1 protein-coding gene is annotated in these 1,272 nt (G+C 55.8%); it reads left to right on the top strand.

Annotated elements, in window-relative coordinates:
- Positions 1-57: 57 nt before the first annotated feature.
- The gene (locus tag E5Z01_RS19165) at positions 58-1,254 is read left to right on the top strand and encodes a transposase (RefSeq protein WP_240738596.1); all 1,197 of its coding nucleotides are present in this window, start codon (positions 58-60) and stop codon (positions 1,252-1,254) included.
- Positions 1,255-1,272 lie beyond the last annotated feature (18 nt).

Here is a 1,272-nt window from a genome sequence, read left to right on the forward strand (position 1 = left end):
CTGACGGCCTGACAAATTTTATGAGAAGACGTCCCCGATAGGGGATAATTTCTGTTTGTGACGACAAAAATGCTCCTCGGGGACGTACCCCGACTCTACCAGAATGTCCGCCCCTTCCTCAGTTCCCTTGCTTGGAACGATGTTCGCAACGCAGATACCTGTGCCTGGCTCGTTGCAGGCTGTCTGGAAAGCCGAATCTGCTCCATCCCTGCGTGGGTGAGCGGACGAATCTCGAAAGCGCAGGTCGCGCAAAGTCGAGAGGTGCAGGCCCGCAGATTCCTGGAAAACCCCAAGGTTGATCCCTTCGAAACCTACGCGCCGCTTGTCCTCCAAGCACTGCACCATTGGGGCGAGCACCGTCTGGTGCTCGCTCTGGACACCAGTATGCTTTTCGGGAAGTTCTGCCTGATTCGCTTTGCCATTCTCTTCCGGGGACGTGCCCTTCCACTGCACCAAGAAGTTATCGAACACGAAAGTGCTCAGGTTTCGACCCAGCAGCTTCTCCCCCTGCTGGCCCGTGTTAAAGGCATCCTTGATACGCTCGGCATCCGTGATGTCCGCCTTCTTGCTGACCGGGGTTTTTGCGATACCGAATTGATGGATTGGCTCTGGGCCTGTGGTTGGCACTATCGCATTCGAATCAAGTCGAACCTGATCCTCGCTGACCCTTCAGGTCAGCGCCTGTGCAAGCTGGACGAAATCCGACTTCAACCCAGGGAGACGCGCTGTTTCCACAACGTCGCTCTCACAGGGCAGGCTTTTGGCCCAGTCCACGTTGCAGTCGCCAGACCCACGGACGCACAGGAGCAATGGCAGGTTGTGAGTAGCGAGCCGACTGGATTGGAAACGTTCGCGGAGTACGGCGAACGGTTTCAGATCGAAGAGGGCTTTCTGGACGACAAAAGTGGACTTCACGGACTGGAATCCTCAAAGCTCCGTGATGTTGCGAGCCTGAACAGACTCGTCATGATTTTGGCACTGGCAACGCTCTTTCTGATCACCAAAGGCGTGCAAATTGTTGCTCAGGGGAAACGACGCATGGTTGACCCGCATTGGCAACGCGGGCTGAGCTATCTCAAGATTGGGGAACGAGCAATGCGCTGGGCACTCAGTCGTGGCCTTAAAGTGTTTACCCACCTGGCAATGCCAGGTGGGCCAGATCCAGATCCTTTGGGAAAGCGGAAGAAGAAATCTCCCGACCTCATCACTCTGCTGGAAGTCGGCTGGACGCTGGTTTTACGCCCTCTCTCATAAAGTTTGTCAGGCCGTCAG

The organism is Deinococcus fonticola, from assembly GCF_004634215.1.
GTDB lineage: Bacteria > Deinococcota > Deinococci > Deinococcales > Deinococcaceae > Deinococcus > Deinococcus fonticola.